Source organism: Bradyrhizobium rifense (genome assembly GCF_008123425.1).
Classification (GTDB): domain Bacteria; phylum Pseudomonadota; class Alphaproteobacteria; order Rhizobiales; family Xanthobacteraceae; genus Bradyrhizobium; species Bradyrhizobium rifense.
This window is the reverse complement of record NZ_VSSS01000031.1, coordinates 13,061-26,249: the sequence shown is the minus strand read 5'-3', so window position 1 is coordinate 26,249 and position 13,189 is coordinate 13,061. Positions and strand designations below refer to the sequence as shown.

The window sequence follows — 13,189 nt, the reverse complement described above, 5'->3', positions numbered from 1 at the left end:
AGGCTTGTTAGCCCTTGGCGATCGGCACGGCGACGAAGCGCGACTGGCCGCCGCTCTTCACCCGCATCAGGACGCTGTTCTTGTTGTCGGTCCGCGCCGTGTTGATGGCGTCGCGGACATCGCCGGCGGTGCTCACGCTCTTGCCGCCGACCTCGAGAATCACGTCACCTTCCTTGAAGCCGCGCTCGGCGGCTGCGCTCTTCGGATCGACTTCGGTGACCACGACGCCGTCCTTGCCGGCGCCGGCCACGGAGTTGGCGGGCGCAACCGTCATGCCGAGCTTCGGCACATCGGTGCCCTTGCTCGCGCCCTTGCCGCTGTCGCTATCGATGTCGGCCTTGGCCTCGACCGTGTTCGGCAACTGGCCGAGCGTCAGGTTCACGACCTTGTCCTGCCCCTTGTGCAGCACATTGAGCTTCACGGTCGCGCCGGGCGCCAAGCCGCCGATGGTGCGGGCGAGCTCGCGGGCATCCTTGACGGATTCGCCGTTGACCGACGTGATCACGTCGCCGGACTCGATGCCGGCCTTCGCCGCCGGACCGTTTGCCTGCGGCTCTGCCACCAGCGCGCCTTCGGCCTTCTTCATGCCGAGGCTGTCGGCGATGTCCGAGGTGACAGGCTGGATCTGCACGCCGATCCAGCCGCGGCTGACCGAGCCCTTGTCCTTGAGCTGGGCGACCACGCTCTTCACGGTGCTGGCGGGAATCGAGAACGCGATGCCGACGCTGCCGCCGGAGGGCGAGTAGATCGCGGTGTTGACGCCCATCACCTCACCGTTGGTGTCGAAGGCCGGACCACCCGAATTGCCCTTGTTCACGGGCGCGTCGATCTGGATGAAATCGTCATAGGGACCGTTGCCGATGTCGCGGCCGCTGGCCGAGACGATGCCCGCGGTCACGGTGCCGCCGAGGCCGAACGGATTGCCGACCGCCAGCACCCAGTCGCCGATGCGCGGCTTGCCGTCGGCAAGCTTGGCGAACGAGAAGTTCGAGCCGCCCTCGACCTTGATCAGAGCAAGGTCGGTGCGCTGGTCGGTGCCGATCACCTTGGCGCTGTAGGTCTTGCCGTCGTCGGTGGTGACCTCGACCTTGTCGGCGCCGTCGACCACATGGTTGTTGGTCACGGCAAAGCCGTCCGCCGAGATGAAGAAGCCGGAGCCCTGGCCCTGCACGACGCGGCCACGACCACCGCCCTTCAGACCGGGAATGCCGTCCGGACCGCCGAAGCGGCGGAAGAATCGCTCCATCGGCGAGCCCGGCTGGAACGGCGAGGCGGAATCATCGCCATCGTCGTTGCTCGCGGTCTTTTCCTTGAGATTGACCTTCACCGAGATCACCGACGGCTTCACCCGCTCGACGATGTCGGCGAAGCCGATCGGACGCTCGACCTTCTTGACCTCGTTGTTGACCTGCGCGTGCGCCGGGCTGGAGAACAGGTCGGCGGGCGACGTCGACGGGCTGAAGCCGTGGACCGCGATGCCGAGGCCGGCGACGACCGAGGCCATCAGCGCGATCCTGCGGGCGGAAAACACCGAACGGCGGGGCTGCCGGTAGGACGGAAGGTTCGTGAGGTCGATACGGTCGTTCATGCAGGTCTCCAGGGCCTTGAAATCCATTTGGTGCCTGATGGCGGCACCTTACGGACCTGAACATGGGGACTTCCGCCTTACCGCGCGCTGGCTGCGGGGTTAAACTTTTGTAATAAAGAACGTGCCGGCATGCGGCAGTTTAGCGCACACCGAAAATCGTGGTTTGACAGGAATTTATTCAAGTTCCCGTGACGGCGCCCACGCGCTCGCGCCGACGTAAATCCAGCTAGCGCGATGCCGCATCTTCGGACATCAACGCGGCGAGCTGTGCCTGTTCGTCGGGCGTGAGCGGCGGTTGCGGAACCTCTGCGCCGGCCTGCGCGCGGCGTCGGTTTTGCCGCCACAGCGCAAAGCCGCCGCCGGCCAGCAGCAGCGGCGCGAGCAGCCACAACAGCATGGTCTGCCGTTCGAAGCGCGGCTTCAGCAGCACGAACTCGCCGTAACGGGCGACCAGAAAGTCGAGCACCTGAGAGTTGCTGTCGCCGGCCGCGATCCGCTCGCGCACGAGGAGCCGCAGATCGCGCGCGAGCGGCGCATCGGAATCGTCGATCGACTGGTTCTGGCAGACCATGCAGCGCAGCTCGCGCGACAAGTCTCTCGCGCGCGCCTCCTTGACCGGATCAGACATGATCTCGTCAGGCTGCACGGCGTAGGCCGCTGGAGCGGCCAGCAGCACAAGCGCGACGATCGCGGACATTATCCGGCGCATCAAAATCACTCCGCCGGTTGCAGGCGCTGCTTGGCCCGCGCCGGCTTCGGCGCACCGACCCGCAGGCGTCGGTCGGATAGCGACAGCACGCCGCCGAACGCCATCAGCACGGGCCCCCACCAGATCAGGAGCACCAACGGCTTGTGATAGATGCGCACGGCGATCGCGCCCTCGCCGGTGACGTCACCGAGCGAGATGTAGAGCTGGCTCGCACCGCGGGTCAGCAGCGCAGCCTCGGTGGTCGAGGAGCCGCGTGTGGTAAAACTGCGTTTCGACGGCGTCATGACGCTGAGCGCTTCGCCGTCCCGACTGACGTTGAACTGGGCAATCATCTCGCGGTAGTTCGGCCCCTGGCGCTCGAGCAGGCCGTCGAGCTTCAGCTCATATCCGGCGACCTGCGCAACGTCGTTCGGCTTCATGGTCGCGATATATTCGCTGTTCCAGGTGGTCTCGCAGACGATCCCGATCAGCGCAACGCCGAGGCCGGCATGCGCGAACACGGTTCCCCAGGCCGAGCGCGGCAGGCCGCGGGCGCGGTGCAGCGACGTCGCGAACGGCAGGCGAAACAGGCCGGTTCGTTCGGCCAGATCAGTCGCCGCACCGGCAATGACGAAGACTCCGAGCCCGATCGCCAATGGCGCCAGCGCGCTGCCGCCACGCGTCCAGGCCCAGACAAGGGCGATCACGACAAGAGCCGCCACGCCGGCTGCAAGAAGGCGCTGGGTGACGCCGAGCAGATCGCCCCGCTTCCACGCCAGCATCGGCCCGAACGGCACGGCGAGCAGCAGCAGAACGAACAGCGGAGCGAAGCTGAGATTATAAAATGGTGCGCCCACAGACATCTTGAAATCGGCGAGCACTTCCATCGCCAGCGGATAAAGCGTTCCGAACAGCACGACGGCACAGGCCACCGTCAGCAGCAGATTGTTCAGCACCAGCGCGCCCTCGCGCGAGATCGGCGCGAACAGGCCACCCTGCTTCAACGAGGTCGCACGTCCCGCGAACAGCGACAGGCTGCCGCCGATGAACAGGCAGAGGATCAGCAGGATGAAGACGCCGCGGGTCGGATCGTTGGCGAAGGCGTGGACGGAGGTGATGACGCCGGAGCGCACCAGGAAGGTGCCGAGCAGCGACAGCGAGAAGGTCAGGATCGAGAGCAGGATGGTCCAGACCTTCAGCGCGTTGCGCTTCTCCATCACCAGCGCCGAGTGCAACAGCGCCGTGCCGGCGAGCCACGGCATCAACGAGGCGTTCTCGACCGGGTCCCAGAACCACCAGCCGCCCCAGCCGAGCTCGTAATAGGCCCAGTAGGAGCCCATCGCGATGCCGAGCGTGAGGAAGATCCAGGCGACCAGCGTCCACGGCCGCACCCAGCGCGCCCAGGCCGCATCGATCCGTCCCTCGATCAGCGCCGCGATCGCGAACGAGAACGAGATCGAAAAGCCGACATAGCCGAGATAGAGCATTGGCGGATGCACGGCGAGACCGATGTCCTGCAGCACCGGATTGAGATCGCGCCCCTCGATCGGCGGATTGACGATGCGCAGGAACGGATTCGAGGTGATCAGGATGAAGAGATAGAAGGCGCTCGCGATCCAGGCCTGAACTGCGAGCACATGCGCGCGCAGCGACAGCGGCAGGTTGTTGCCGAAGGCCGCGACCAGCCCGCCGAACAGCGCCAGGATCGACACCCACAGCAGCATCGAGCCTTCATGATTTCCCCACACGCCGGTGATCTTGTAGATCAACGGCTTCATGGAGTGGGAGTTCTCGTAGACATTGGCGACGGAGAAATCCGAGTTCACGTGCAACGTCACGAGCGCGATGAACGACGCGCCGACGAACAGGAGCTGCGCCAGCGCGGTGGAACGCGCCACGTTCATCAGCGCGGGATCGCGCAGGCGCGCGCCGATCATCGGCACGAAGGACTGGATCAGCGCCAGCGCGAGCGCCAGCACCAGCGCGTAATGTCCGGCTTCCGCGATCACTGCACCGCTCCCTGCGAATTGCCTTGCGCCGTAGTCGCCGCCGGCTTAGTGCCACCAGAAGCCATATTAGGATCTTTGGCGCCGTAATCGTCCTTCCAGTGCCCCTGCTTCTTCAAGGCATCGGCGACGTCCTTGGGCATGTAGGTCTCGTCGTGCTTGGCCAGCACGGTGTCGGCCTTGAACACGCCGTTGGCATCGAGCGCGCCTTCGGCGACGACGCCCTGCCCTTCTCGAAAGAGATCGGGCAGGATGCCCTTGTAGGCGACAGGCAGCTTGGCACCGCCGTCGGCCACTTCAAACGTCACCGCGAGATTGTCGCCGCGCTGGAGCGAGCCCGGCTGCACCAGGCCGCCGAGGCGAAAACGCTTGCCGGGCTGGACGTGGTTTTCGGCCACCATGGTCGGGGTCGAGAAGAACACGATGGAGTCGCGCAGTGCGTTGAGCACCAGCGCGGCCGCGAGCGCGAGCACGGCGAGCGAGCCGCCGATGATGGTCATACGTCGCTGCTTGCGCGTCATGGCGTATCCGTTCTCCGCTCGTCCCGTGCTGCGACTGTCATCCGTCGAGCCCGAGAGTCTTGAGCCCTTCGTTGAGCTGGCGCAACCGCTCGGAATCCTTGGCGACCGCCTGACGCGCGTCGGTCGAGGCGCCTAGCGCCTTGTCGCGATCACCCATCACGAGATAAGCGCGCACCAGACGCAGCCAACCCTCGACATCGTCGCCGTTCTGCTTGAGGCGCGTGGCGAGACGTTCGACCATGCTGCGGATCATCGCGTTGCGATCGCCGTCGTTCATCTCCTTGGACGCTGCGATCGTCTCGTCGGACAGCGCCGGCATCGTCACGCCGCCACCCCCGACCCGCGCGAGCGAGGTCTGCACCAGCGGCCGCCACGGCGCATCGGCAGGTGCTTTCGCCAGCAGCGCGCGCCAGATATTGGCCGCGTCATCCTTGCGGCCGTCCTGCTCCGCGGCGAGCCCGAGGAAGTAATTCGCCTTGGGATCGTCGGCGTTGAGCGCATGCGCGCGCTCGAACTCGGTCTTGGCTTCCGCCGTCACCACGCCGCTGGCCGCGGCCGTGATCGCCTCGCCGAGATCGGAGCGGCGCTCCGCGCTCTCGCCGTTATAGGTGATCGAGTTGCGATAGGCGCGCACGGCCTCGTCGAAGCGGCCAACCCGCTCCAGCACCGGCGCGAGCACGTTCCAGCCGCGGCCGTCGGTCGGATTTTTTTCCAGATGTTGCTGGACCTGCACCACGAGGTTCTCGAGCGACTGCGCCATGCCGGGTCCGGCGCCACGCTCCCGCTGCGCCAGCGGGAAGTCGCGAAGCGCGGGCGAGCCGAGCGGAACATAGATCGCGGCCGCCACCAGAGGCAGGCCGACCAGCGCCAGCACGGCAGCCGCGCGGCGCCATTTCAGACTGGATGTCGGCACGAGCGCAGACTCGCTGCCGGCGGCGGCGAGCAGCCTGCGGCTGATCTCGACGCGCGCCGCCTCGGCTTCAGGTCGCGCGATCAGGCCTGCCGCGAGATCACGGTCGATCTCGGCCAGCTGATCCTTGTAGACCGCGACCTCGCTGCCTTGATTGTCAGGACGCGCACCACGGCCGAGCGGCCAGAGCACGGCGAAGATCGCCGCGACCGTCATCAGCGCGAACACGAACCATAGCGTCATCAGGCAAGCTTCCGGCAGCGCGCGAGCCGCGCCTGTAGCTGGCTTTACACCACGGCCGGACGATGCGGCAATTGACAATTGTCAATTTGGCGCGAGCGCACACAGTCCCGAAATAGTGAAAATCCAACGGCTTAGCCGATCACGAAGTCCACGCTTTGGGCGGCGTCCTCGCCGTGCCCGTTGAAGGCCTTCAGGAAGTATGTTCCCGGCTCGATGGCCTCAGGCAATCTGATCCGCAACGCCCCGACGGGAACGGGCGATGCAACCCTGGTCACGGTCTCGGGCAGTTGCCGACCGCTTGCCTTCTCGACCAGCACCACCTTCGCGCCGACCATCAGCCTTTGATATTTGGCAACAATGACACGGTTTTCAATTTCGATGGAGCTGATAACGGGTTTCATGCGCCTACAGATAGAAATTCCAGGAGCCTGCACGGGACCGTAGGGCTCGCAATCGGCAGCGTCAACTACAAATTGTGATCACGAAAAGATGCGCTTGGATCAGCTGGCGCGCGTCGATTTGCGCTCGCCCGTCGCCGCGTTCTCTGCGGCGCGGCTCATCAGCGAGGCGTAATCGTCGCCAAACAGCACCTGGCAGAAGCGGATCGCGGCCTGCACCTGCTGCTGCCGGTAGGTGCGGACCTTGTGATCGGCGGCGCGCAGCGACTGCACCAGCTGCTCGGTCGACCGTTCCACATATTGCTGCAGGTCGGAATAGGTGCGCAGCGTCACCTCGTTGATCGCAAGCTCACTGGCGTAGTTGCGGCAGGTCGCGACGAAATCGATCAGCGCCACGGTTTCCTCGACCTCGGTGCTGTCGATCCGCGCGCCCGGCGGAATGTCCTTCTCGGGGCGCTGGCGCAGGATGCGGCGGACGCGGCCGGGAACGCTGTCGATCTCGGACTGCAGCGCGTTGGAGATGTCGGCCCGGATCGAGGTCAGCTGCTTGCCCCAGGCGGAATCGTTACGCAGGTCGAGCTCGGTGCGCAGACCGCGGACGCCGTCATGCAGCGCCTTCAGATTGTCGGCGACGGTCTCGAAATGGCCGCGCTTGATGTCCATGCGCAAATTGGCGGCAACGCGGGCCAGATCGTGCAGGGCCATCGTGACAGCCACGCCGTAGGGCGTCGCCGCGACGCGGATCTCGTCGTCGGACGCGGCGATCTTGATGGCGAGACGAATGATCTGCCACGGTGCGGTCATGCGCTGGACCACCACCGACAGCGCAAATGGCAACATCTGCGGGGTCTGGAGCACGGGAATATTGAGGGCTGCGGTCACCGAGGCGATCTGGGGATCGCCGAATGCGCGCAGGAAGCGCGGCAGCTTTTCATTGAGCGTGCCGATGGCCTCGCGAACGGCGAGCACCGCGCCGATCGAATAGAGGTCCTCGATCACGCTGGGCGGACCGACACGGGCGAGCGCGCGCGACTTGTCGCCGCCGCCGGGCCCCGTCAGCTCGAAGATGGCGTCCGCAGCCACGGCCTGGAGCTTGAGCGCCAGCGCCTCGACCTGCCCCGCACTGTCTGACGCCGGCATGCGTGCCAGCGCCGCCTCGAATTCGTTGATCTTGTCCGGGGCGCCGTCGCGGCCGAGCCATTGCCAGATCGGAGACAGCGAGGAGCGGCGGATCTGGCCGACCCGGGTCGGGGCACCGGCCTCGACCAGGAACGGTTCCAGCACCTGGAACAGCAGCCGCGACAGATCGTCGGTGCGCGGCGGCGGAGCTTCGTCGGCCTCGGTCTTGCGCACGATCTTGCGCAGCTGCTCGAGCACGAGGGTCGCCACAGCCGTGTCCTGGCCACGCTCGAGCGCGCGCTCGAACTCCCGCATCAGCAGCGCCTGCGCCTGCGGCGGGAGCTGCGCGAGATATTCCCTCAGCCGCTCGATCGATGTCTGGCTCATGCGCCCGGGTAATGCACGGTAAAATGGCGGACGTAGGATGCGTCCTCTCCGATCATAGGTGGGTGCGCCTTAAGAAGCCGTTGAGGAAGTCGCTCCGAATACCTCCGGTTTCGCCCGGAAGCCGAAATAATCGTTTGGGATCAGAGGATTATATTCCGGGCAGCACCAGCTCGGCCCGCAGGCCCCCGATCGGCGCGCTGCCGAGCGAGAGGCTGCCGCCATAGAGCGCGGCAAGGTCGGTCACGATCGACAGCCCGAGCCCGGAGCCCGGCTTGGACTCGTCGAGCCTTTGACCGCGCCGGGAGACCTGCGCGCGCTCGGCCTCCGAGAGCCCGCTCCCGTCGTCATCGACGATGAGCCGCAGCCTGGGGCCTGCGCCGGGCTGGGTCGGTGCCTCGACCAACACCTCGATAAAGACGCGCGAGGCCGCCCATTTGCAGGCATTGTCGACGAGATTGCCGACCATCTCCTCCAGATCCTGCCGCTCGCCCCGGAATTTGGCTGACGGATCGGCCTTGGCCTCGACGACGATGCCGCGGTCGCGGTGGATCTTCTCCATGGTCCGCCGCAACGCTTCGATGGCGGGGGCAACCTCGGTCACGGTGCCGACGATCGAAACCCGGGCCGCGATACGGGCGCGCTCCAGATGATGGGCGAGCTGGTTGCGCATCACGTCCGCCTGCTCCATCACTTTGGCGGCGAACGGGTCGGCGGCATGCGTTCCGGCCTCGTTGACGATCACCGACAGCGGCGTCTTGATCGCGTGCGCGAGATTGCCGACATGGGTTCGCGCGCGCTCCACGATCTCGCGATTGGCGTCGATCAGCGCGTTGGTCTCGCGCGCGAGCGGCGCGATCTCGACCGGGAATTCGCCCTCGAGCCGCTCCGCCCTCCCGGAGCGGATGTCGGCGATGGATTCCGAGATGCGCTTGAGCGGCGCGAGACCGAAGCGGACCTGGAACACGGTCGTCAGCAGCAGCACGATGCCGAGTGCGGTGAAGGTGCCGCCGAGATAATAGTCAAAACTCCGCGTCTCGTCGAAAATCTCGGTGTCGTCGCCGGCGACGCTGACGAGGTATTTGCCGTCGGCGCCGAGATCGACGGGACGCTCGACCATGCGCAGATTCTGCCCTTCGGGCCCGTCGACATAAGCGAGGCGAATGCCGGCTGCGGTGAGCTCGGTGCCTTGATCCTCCAGCTTTGGCAGCTTCTTGTCCCAGAGCGAGCGCGAGGACCGCACCTCCGGCTTCTCGGTGTCGGTGCGCGTGATCTGCCAGTACCAGCCGGACAGCGGCAGCTCGAACAGGGGCTCGCCGAGCGACTGGAACTGGCGGTCCGGCGGCTCGTCGGGGGTGGCGACCTCGGCGATCAGGGTGCGGAGATAGAGGTTGAGCCGGCGGTCGAAGGCGCGCTCGGTGGCATTCTTGTAGACCGACGACAGCACCACGCCGGTGATGGCCAGGATCACCACGAGCCATGCGGTCGCCGACAGGAACAGTCGGTTGGCAAGCGAGCTGGCGGGCATCGGAATGATCCCGGAGGCGCGAGGTGGCGGCATGGCTTCGGCGGTCATGACCGGACCAAGGCCCGTGTCGGGCCGCCCGTCAAGCCAAGATCCTTGAAAACACCCGTTACGCGCCCGGTGCCTGCGGCGGGGTCAGGAGATATCCAAGGCCGCGGACGGTCTGGATGATGTCGACGTCGAGCTTCTTGCGGATGCGGCCGACGAAGACCTCAATCGTGTTGGAGTCGCGGTCGAAATCCTGGTCGTAGAGATGCTCGACCAGCTCCGTGCGCGACACGACGCGCCCCGAATGGTGCATCAGGTAGGCCAGAAGCCGATATTCGTGCGAGGTCATCTTGACGGGATTGCCGGAGACGCTGACCCGGCCGGTGCGGGTGTCGAGCGTGACCGGGCCGCAGCTCAGTTCGCTCTGGGCATGGCCGGTGGAGCGGCGCAGCAGCGCACGGATCCGCGCCAGCACCTCTTCCAGGTGGAACGGCTTTGCGACGTAATCGTCGGCGCCGGCATCAAAGCCCTGGACCTTGTCGCTCCAGCGGTCGCGCGCGGTGAGGATCAGCACCGGCATGGTGCGGCCGTTGCGGCGCCAGGCCTCCAGCACCGAGATCCCGTCCTTCTTGGGCAGGCCGATATCGAGCACCACGGCGTCATACGGCTCGTTGTCGCCGAGATAGTGCCCCTCCTCTCCGTCGAAGGCGCGGTCGACGACATAGCCGGCGTCCGTCAGCGCCTTGGTCAGCTGACGATTGAGATCGGGGTCGTCCTCAACAACGAGCAAGCGCACGCTTCTCTCCGAGATGGCTGCATCAACTACGCCACAGATGATCAATTCTGGCGTGAACTGAGTATGAACGCCGGGAACCGGCCGCGTTACTTTTTGGTCATATACGATGTGTTCGCACCTGACGCGACTGCGCCCGCCAGGCCACCGGACGAGACCTGTGGCATGGCGGGCGCAATGTGCCGCGTTAGCAGCTGAGTCGGAAGGTCCGCCCTTCCCGTAAGCCTGCCGTCAGGTCCGGAAGAACACGAACCAGATGACGGCGAGAATCAGGATCGCAAGCCCGGTCGAGATGGCAAGCAGCGCGGCCACCGACGGCCCCGGTTCGCCCTGGCGCGCCTCGGTTGCAGTTTCAACGATTTGATGCTGGTCTCGCGTGGTCGCCATGGTGACCTCAATTCTGGATGCCGCCTCCGGTGGCCGCGACGTCATCACGGCCCTGTGTCCGAAGCCAACGCCCGATCCGATATGATGTTCCGGCCATTTGCCATCGGATCGGGCCGTACCGCACGGTCAGCGACTGGTTAACGCAGTTGCAAGAATCCGCACTGAGCCGTGTATGATTCGGTGTTCCCCGATGGTATTCTCATAAGTCTGTCCCCGTTGCGTTTGGAGTAGCCCATGGCCCCCCGTGCCAATTGGAAGGGTTTTTTGCGCCTCTCGCTCGTGACCTGCCCGGTCGCGCTGTATCCGGCCACATCGGATACCGAGAAGGTCTCGTTCAACCAGATCAATCGCAAGACCGGCCACCGGATCAAATATCTCAAGGTCGACGCCGAGACCGGCGACGAGGTGACCTCCGAGGACATCGTCAAGGGGTACAAGGTCGACACCGACACCTACATCGAGGTCACCAAGGACGAGCTCGACGACATCGCGCTGGACTCGACCCACACGATCGAGATCGACGAATTCGTGCCGAGGACCGACATCGACAGCCGCTATCTGATCCGCCCCTATTACCTCGTGCCGGACGGCAAGGTCGGCCACGACGCCTTCGCGGTGATCCGCGAGACCATCCGCAGCATGGACAAGGTTGCGATCGGCCGCGTGGTGCTGACCAACCGCGAGCACATCATCGCGCTCGAGCCGCTCGAGAGCGGGCTGATGGGCACGCTGTTGCGCTACCCCTATGAAGTGCGCAGCGAGAGCGAATATTTTGACGACATCCAGGACGTGAAGCTGACGAACGACATGCTCGACCTCGCCAAGCACATTGTCGAGAAGAAATCCGGCGCATTCGAGCCCGAGCTGTTCGAGGACCATTACGAGAGTGCGCTGATCGATCTCATCAACAAGAAGCGCGCGGGCGCGCCGATCGCAGCCAAGACCACCCCGAAGAGCGGCGGCAACGTCATCAACCTGATGGACGCGCTGAAGAAGAGCCTCGCCACCGAGAAGGACGCCGCGCCCAAGGCCAAGGTTGCCAAGGAGACGGTCAAGGAAATCGCCAAGGAAACCGTCAAGGAAACCGTCAAGGCCAAGAAGCCGAAGAAGCGCGTCGAGGGCCAGCGCGAGATGCTGCTGCCGATCTCCGGCAAGGGCGGCAAAGAGGCCACCGCCAAGGAGGCCGCGCCGAAGAAGGCCGACAAGCCGGTGCGCGCGACCACACGGACGAAGAAGGCCGGCTGACGACCTCGCATCACCGATCCCGCCGTGACGTCTCCCCTCACCGATCGGGCAGCCTGACATGCCCTGGTCGACGCCGTTCGACGATCCGATCGACTTGCGCGGCGGCGGCAAGCTCCGCACGCTGCAAGAGGCCGCCGACCTCATCATGAAGCTGCCCGAAGCGGAGCAGCATGAGCCGCGCTGGCAGGCCGCGATCGAGATGCTGATCAACGCAGCAGAGACCGGCGGCGGCTGGTTGACGTTCGCCCGCATCGGGATGCTGCGGGCGTTGAACGCGGATAACCGGCGTGGATGAACCGCGATCGGTATGCTTGCCGATCGGTTGACGAACAGCCTCAACAATCCCTTAAGCGGCCCGGTCACTTTCCGCACCACGCTGCCATCGTGTCGCACTGAGTATTCCTACGGAAGCCAAAATTAACTTCCGATTCCCCTTGCGCGCACCATGGTCCGGCCATCGATTGAGTCAGGGTTCGCAGCCTCGTGCCGCAGCAGGACGCCAGAAAGAACTACATCGGCATCGTGAACGACACGACCGAAGACGAGCGCGTCGCCGACGGTGCTGCACGCATGCAGCCGCATGTGGTGGGCTATCTGGTCGGCCGCCTCGCGGCCGTGCTGGGACGCGCGCGCAAGGATGCGCCGGGACGCACCACCACGGGTTGAGGCAGGCCGGCTTTCCTTCATTTCAATTGGATAATGAAACCTTCGTTTAACGGCTGTTACGTTAAGACACAGCGGGCAAGGTTCGGCCGAGCCCTTGTCTATTTGACGCGCGCAAATGCCCGTCGATCACTTTACCAGTTTGATAACGCCGCGCGCCTACATTGGACCGGATGATGAGGAGTTGGCGATGATTTTGCTCAGGTCTTTTCTTGCCGATGAGAAAGCCGCCACCGCGATCGAGTATGGCCTGATCGCCGCCGGCGTCGCCCTTGCCATCGTGACCGTCGTGACCAACACGGGCAGCGCCCTCCTCAGCAACAAGTTCAACTCGATCAGCGCGGCCACCAAGTAAACTCCCTCGATACGTCATTGCGAGCGCAGCGAAGCAATCCAGGATCTCTCCGCGGAGAAAGTCTGGATTGCTTCGCTGCGCTCGCAATGAGTGTGGGGCGTTCGCCATCCTACAAGCTCCCCATTTCCGTCACCTTTGACGATCATTTTAGTCCAGATATTCTTCAAGGCGTGGCACGACGCGCCATGCTGTCAATCATTGAACCTAAACTGTTTGAGGGATGCGGATGAGACGCACGACCGTCCTGGCTCTCAGCCTCATCTTGGCCGGCATCTGCTCGCAAGACAGCGCGAGGGCTCAAACCGCGCCGCCGGTTTCGCTGAGCCCGCCCAAGGCATCGCCTCCGCGCGCGGGCGTGAAGAATTCCCCGGCGACG

At 65.0% G+C, this 13,189-nt stretch carries 14 protein-coding genes; 4 read left to right on the top strand and 10 right to left on the bottom strand.

All coding sequences use genetic code 11. The features are described 5' to 3' along the window. Positions 1-7: 7 nt before the first annotated feature. The 10 genes from FXB40_RS20495 to FXB40_RS47995 form a co-directional block, all read right to left on the bottom strand. Entirely contained in the window at positions 8-1,588 is a 1,581-nt protein-coding gene (locus FXB40_RS20495) for a Do family serine endopeptidase (protein ID WP_148773987.1), read from the bottom strand. A gap of 226 nt (positions 1,589-1,814) precedes the next feature. Further along, positions 1,815-2,297: a cytochrome c-type biogenesis protein gene (locus FXB40_RS20490; protein ID WP_148773986.1), complete on the bottom strand. Its 483-nt coding sequence runs from the start codon at positions 2,295-2,297 to the stop codon at positions 1,815-1,817. 5 nt (positions 2,298-2,302) lie between these two features. Then, positions 2,303-4,285 carry a heme lyase CcmF/NrfE family subunit gene (locus FXB40_RS20485; protein ID WP_148773985.1) on the bottom strand — a complete coding sequence of 661 codons (1,983 nt, stop codon included), beginning with the start codon at positions 4,283-4,285 and terminating at the stop codon, positions 2,303-2,305. Next, positions 4,282-4,803 carry a cytochrome c maturation protein CcmE gene (ccmE, locus tag FXB40_RS20480; protein WP_148773984.1) on the bottom strand — a complete coding sequence of 174 codons (522 nt, stop codon included), beginning with the start codon at positions 4,801-4,803 and terminating at the stop codon, positions 4,282-4,284. The genes FXB40_RS20485 and ccmE overlap by 4 nt, the downstream gene beginning before the upstream one ends. A gap of 37 nt (positions 4,804-4,840) precedes the next feature. After that, on the bottom strand, positions 4,841-5,956 hold the full coding sequence (ccmI, locus tag FXB40_RS20475) for a c-type cytochrome biogenesis protein CcmI (protein ID WP_148773983.1): 1,116 nt from the start codon (positions 5,954-5,956) through the stop codon (positions 4,841-4,843). A gap of 131 nt (positions 5,957-6,087) precedes the next feature. Beyond that, entirely contained in the window at positions 6,088-6,357 is a 270-nt protein-coding gene (locus FXB40_RS20470) for a hypothetical protein (protein ID WP_148774079.1), read from the bottom strand. A 99-nt stretch (positions 6,358-6,456) separates the two neighbouring features. Continuing rightward, a complete protein-coding gene (locus tag FXB40_RS20465) occupies positions 6,457-7,860 on the bottom strand; it encodes a hypothetical protein (RefSeq protein WP_148773982.1) in 1,404 nt (467 codons plus the stop codon). Between the two features lie 148 nt (positions 7,861-8,008). Further along, the gene (locus tag FXB40_RS20460) at positions 8,009-9,385 is read right to left on the bottom strand and encodes a sensor histidine kinase (protein WP_148773981.1); all 1,377 of its coding nucleotides are present in this window, start codon (positions 9,383-9,385) and stop codon (positions 8,009-8,011) included. Positions 9,386-9,491: 106 nt separating this feature from the next. Further along, positions 9,492-10,166 carry a response regulator transcription factor gene (locus FXB40_RS20455; protein ID WP_148773980.1) on the bottom strand — a complete coding sequence of 225 codons (675 nt, stop codon included), beginning with the start codon at positions 10,164-10,166 and terminating at the stop codon, positions 9,492-9,494. A 228-nt stretch (positions 10,167-10,394) separates the two neighbouring features. Beyond that, positions 10,395-10,550, bottom strand: a complete 156-nt coding sequence (locus FXB40_RS47995) for a hypothetical protein (RefSeq protein WP_165448146.1) — start codon at positions 10,548-10,550, stop codon at positions 10,395-10,397. Positions 10,551-10,784: 234 nt separating this feature from the next. Between FXB40_RS47995 and ku the strand changes: the two genes are divergently transcribed. The 4 genes from ku to FXB40_RS20435 all read left to right on the top strand — a co-directional run bounded on the left by ku (position 10,785) and on the right by FXB40_RS20435 (position 12,813). Next, positions 10,785-11,795 carry a non-homologous end joining protein Ku gene (gene ku / locus FXB40_RS20450; protein ID WP_148773979.1) on the top strand — a complete coding sequence of 337 codons (1,011 nt, stop codon included), beginning with the start codon at positions 10,785-10,787 and terminating at the stop codon, positions 11,793-11,795. Positions 11,796-11,853: 58 nt separating this feature from the next. Continuing rightward, positions 11,854-12,090, top strand: coding sequence for a hypothetical protein (locus FXB40_RS20445; RefSeq protein ID WP_148773978.1), 237 nt, complete (start codon positions 11,854-11,856; stop codon positions 12,088-12,090). A 188-nt stretch (positions 12,091-12,278) separates the two neighbouring features. Next, positions 12,279-12,461, top strand: a complete 183-nt coding sequence (locus FXB40_RS20440; protein WP_148773977.1) for a hypothetical protein — start codon at positions 12,279-12,281, stop codon at positions 12,459-12,461. Between the two features lie 187 nt (positions 12,462-12,648). Further along, positions 12,649-12,813 (top strand): Flp family type IVb pilin, encoded by a 165-nt coding sequence (locus FXB40_RS20435; RefSeq protein ID WP_148774078.1) that lies wholly within the window; start codon positions 12,649-12,651, stop codon positions 12,811-12,813. The last annotated feature ends 376 nt before the right edge of the window (positions 12,814-13,189 follow it).

Bases quoted from the DNA above. Each gene is read 5' to 3' on its own strand.
- FXB40_RS20470 (WP_148774079.1), bottom strand. From the start codon at position 6,357: ATGAAACCCGTTATCAGCTCCATCGAAATTGAAAACCGTGTCATTGTT.
- ku (WP_148773979.1), top strand. From the start codon at position 10,785: ATGGCCCCCCGTGCCAATTGGAAGGGTTTTTTGCGCCTCTCGCTCGTG.
- FXB40_RS20495 (WP_148773987.1), bottom strand. From the start codon at position 1,588: ATGAACGACCGTATCGACCTCACGAACCTTCCGTCCTACCGGCAGCCC.
- FXB40_RS47995 (WP_165448146.1), bottom strand. From the start codon at position 10,550: ATGGCGACCACGCGAGACCAGCATCAAATCGTTGAAACTGCAACCGAG.
- FXB40_RS20490 (WP_148773986.1), bottom strand. From the start codon at position 2,297: ATGCGCCGGATAATGTCCGCGATCGTCGCGCTTGTGCTGCTGGCCGCT.
- FXB40_RS20445 (WP_148773978.1), top strand. From the start codon at position 11,854: ATGCCCTGGTCGACGCCGTTCGACGATCCGATCGACTTGCGCGGCGGC.
- ccmI (WP_148773983.1), bottom strand. From the start codon at position 5,956: ATGACGCTATGGTTCGTGTTCGCGCTGATGACGGTCGCGGCGATCTTC.
- FXB40_RS20460 (WP_148773981.1), bottom strand. From the start codon at position 9,385: ATGCCCGCCAGCTCGCTTGCCAACCGACTGTTCCTGTCGGCGACCGCA.
- ccmE (WP_148773984.1), bottom strand. From the start codon at position 4,803: ATGACGCGCAAGCAGCGACGTATGACCATCATCGGCGGCTCGCTCGCC.
- FXB40_RS20435 (WP_148774078.1), top strand. From the start codon at position 12,649: ATGATTTTGCTCAGGTCTTTTCTTGCCGATGAGAAAGCCGCCACCGCG.
- FXB40_RS20465 (WP_148773982.1), bottom strand. From the start codon at position 7,860: ATGAGCCAGACATCGATCGAGCGGCTGAGGGAATATCTCGCGCAGCTC.